The sequence below is a fragment of the Limnospira sp. PMC 289.06 genome (assembly GCF_032350395.1).
GTDB classification, from domain to species: domain Bacteria; phylum Cyanobacteriota; class Cyanobacteriia; order Cyanobacteriales; family Microcoleaceae; genus Limnospira; species Limnospira platensis.
On record NZ_JARPLC010000235.1, the window covers coordinates 1 to 3,001 of the forward strand.

Here is a 3,001-nt window from a genome sequence, read left to right on the forward strand (position 1 = left end):
TACAGGGATGCTGGGGACTTGAACAGGTTTTCGCCAAAATGAGAATTGCTGGGGGGGGGTGGTATGGGTATTTGACAGATTGATTAAGTTGTGCTTGTTGACTGAGTAATCATCCTATTGACAGAATTATTTTCCTGTGCTAGGACTAGATTGTGAGTAATATCTGAGTAACTAGGTATAGTTATCGGGTTAAGTAAATCCCGGTTATTCCTACCAGCATTAGGTCAGTTAATAGTGGGCAGAGTCGGACTCGAACCGACATGACCGAAGTCGCCACATTTTGAGTGTGGTGCGTCTACCAATTTCGCCATCCGCCCGAATTGGTTACTTTATCATTATACACGATTTTTCGAGATTGCAACAAAAAATTATAATCGGGGCTACTGGCCCACCGATAGATCTCTCTGGCCCTTAGTACAGGTAGAGGATGGGTGAGTTGAGCGGTTTGGGCTTGTTTAAGTAACTCTCCCAACTCATCACTACTCATTTGATCATAGGCGATCGCTTGTTCAAGAAAAGCATCCAAATTGAGTTGAGGGGCCAAAGTTGGGGAACCTCCGGACAACTTCATCAAAACCGACATGACCACTCTAGGGTCTTGGGTAGCCAACAATGCAGCGCGATCGCAAGTAAACTCAGCACAGCGGACCCATTCAAGAATCTGAGTTTGTAGGGACTGAACCAAAAGCGCACCCAAAGTAGAGAATTGACCCGCCGCCAAAATAATCAAATTCGCCAAAGTCAGATAAACGCCATGCTCACACTTGAGATGTCCCAACTCATGACCAATCACGGCTTGAATTTCTTCAGGAGTCAACAAATCCACTAAAGAGGTATGTAGGACAATAAAAGGCTGTTTTCCCCGCATAGCCAAAGTGTAAGCATTAGGGACTGGGGAAGACCTAACATAAAGTTGTGGCGGTTCCAAGTCCAAAGTATCACAAGCCGACAACAAGAGATTATGGAGATGTGGAAGCTGTTTTTGACCGACGAGAACACTGGAAGCAATATTTTCCAAATAGAAAAACTGCTCACCGACGGAACCGAGCAACTGACGGACGATCACATCTAAACCGGGAATTTGCTTTAAAGCATTAGTCGCCTGTAAATCAAGGGGATGGCGGAAATGATCTGCTTTCAGGCCAATGAGAGGATTAGGAGACAAAGCCATAGTATTGAATCAAACATTGGGGAAATACAACAAGGGGCGGGTTAGCAATACCTAGGGAGTACCTGGAGGTTAGCTATCGGGCCCCTATAGTTAATTATTACCCTAGTTTACTGATCTTGGGAAGAAGAATTTTCCGATTCAGGTAGTGGCTCTATACGTTCTATGCGAGCCCCTAAATCTTTCAACTTGAGATCTATGCGTTCATAACCGCGATCGAGATGTTGTAAATCGGAAATGGTAGTTTCACCCTCAGCGGCTAAAGCAGCCAATACTAAAGCAGCTCCGGCTCTTAGGTCTGTAGCCCTTACTGGCGCACCAGATAAAATAGGAACACCACTAACGATCGCCGTATTACCCTTCATGCGGATATCAGCCCCCATGCGAATCAACTCAGCCACATGGTGTAGGCGGTTCTCAAACACAGTTTCCGTAATCAGACTATTACCCTTACTCAGAGTCAGCAAAGACATAAAAGGAGCCTGCATATCTGTAGGGAAACCAGGATAGGGGAGGGTTTCGATATCTGTGGGTAGGATTTCCGGACCCGGAATAACCCGAATCACTTGATTATCTTCGGCGAGAATAGTTGAGCCAGTTTTCCGTAACTTAGCAATCACGGCGGTGAGATGATCGGGAATAACCGGAGCCAGGGTTAGTTCAGAGCCAGTAATGGCGGCGGCTAATAAAAAAGTCCCCGCCTCAATGCGATCGGGGATGATAGAATAATCCACCGAGTGCAGATGGCTAACTCCAGAGATGACTAATTTCTTAGTTCCCGCCCCCTCAATTTTAGCGCCCATAGCCCGACAGAAATTAGCCAGATCAATAACTTCGGGTTCTTGAGCCGCGTTATCAATAATAGTTTCCCCATCTGCTAACACTGCGGCCATCATCAGGGTTTCCGTGGCTCCCACACTGGGATAATCCAGATAAATCTTAGCGCCTTTGAGACGGCGATCGCTCCCAGTCACGTATGCTTCAACTATGCCATGATCAATTTGCACATGAGCGCCCATCGCTCGTAGTCCCTGAACATGGAGATCCACAGGTCTAGCACCAATAGCGCATCCTCCCGGTAGAGGAACCTTAGCTATCCCTAAGCGAGCCAAAAGCGGTCCGATAATAAAGAAACTAGCTCGAAGCTGACTAACTAACTCATAGGGTGCTTCAGAGTGAGTAAGTTCTCTGGCATTGATATCAATAATGCTACCATCTCGTTTGAGGTCTACCCCCACAGCCGATAGAATTTGCCCCATAGTGCCGACATCAACCAATGACGGAACATTCCGTAGCCGGCAATCTTCCGAACACAGTAGAGCGCCAGCCATGATGACTAGCGCCGCATTTTTAGCACCGCTGATAGCTACCTGTCCTTTCAGGGAAGAGCGGCCCGCTATTTTGATAATAGGCTGATCGGCATCATACGCCGTAGGAACCTTAGATGAATTGAGAGTGAGTGTAATGGGTTTACCCTCCACAATTGGGTTTTGACTGTGCATTGGTGGTTAATTTTTTTGTTCTGATTCTACCGGAAAGATTCTAAATGTCTAGGGGTAAAACAGGACACCATTCGTATAGATGGGGTTAAAACCCCTATTATACAAGGATTTGCGGCAATAATAAAACAGTATTAAGTTGGATGCCAATTTACCGTCGCCCCATAGACAAGGTAAAGATATCCCTGGGGAGGGGGGGGGTTGAATGTAGGGGCGGGTTCCGCTAAACGCTTGGCCACCACCGCAGCAATTTGGTAAACCCGCCCCGGCTTATAGGGGGTGTTTCTGGGAGGTGCGCCACCACCGCAGCAATTTGGTAAACCCGCCCCGGCTT

3 protein-coding genes and 1 tRNA gene are annotated in these 3,001 nt (G+C 47.1%); all 4 read right to left on the reverse strand.

Annotated elements, in window-relative coordinates; translation table 11 throughout:
* Positions 1-235: 235 nt before the first annotated feature.
* Positions 236-317: transfer RNA gene (locus P5674_RS23865), tRNA-Leu, on the reverse strand.
* A complete protein-coding gene (locus P5674_RS23870) occupies positions 296-1,171 on the reverse strand; it encodes a M48 family metallopeptidase (RefSeq protein WP_006616198.1) in 876 nt (291 codons plus the stop codon). The genes P5674_RS23865 and P5674_RS23870 overlap by 22 nt, the downstream gene beginning before the upstream one ends.
* 107 nt (positions 1,172-1,278) lie before the next feature.
* Positions 1,279-2,670 carry a UDP-N-acetylglucosamine 1-carboxyvinyltransferase gene (gene murA / locus P5674_RS23875; protein WP_006616197.1) on the reverse strand — a complete coding sequence of 464 codons (1,392 nt, stop codon included), beginning with the start codon at positions 2,668-2,670 and terminating at the stop codon, positions 1,279-1,281.
* Between the two features lie 131 nt (positions 2,671-2,801).
* On the reverse strand, positions 2,802-3,001 hold a 200-nt coding region (locus tag P5674_RS23880; RefSeq protein WP_315670346.1), incomplete at its 5' end, for a hypothetical protein.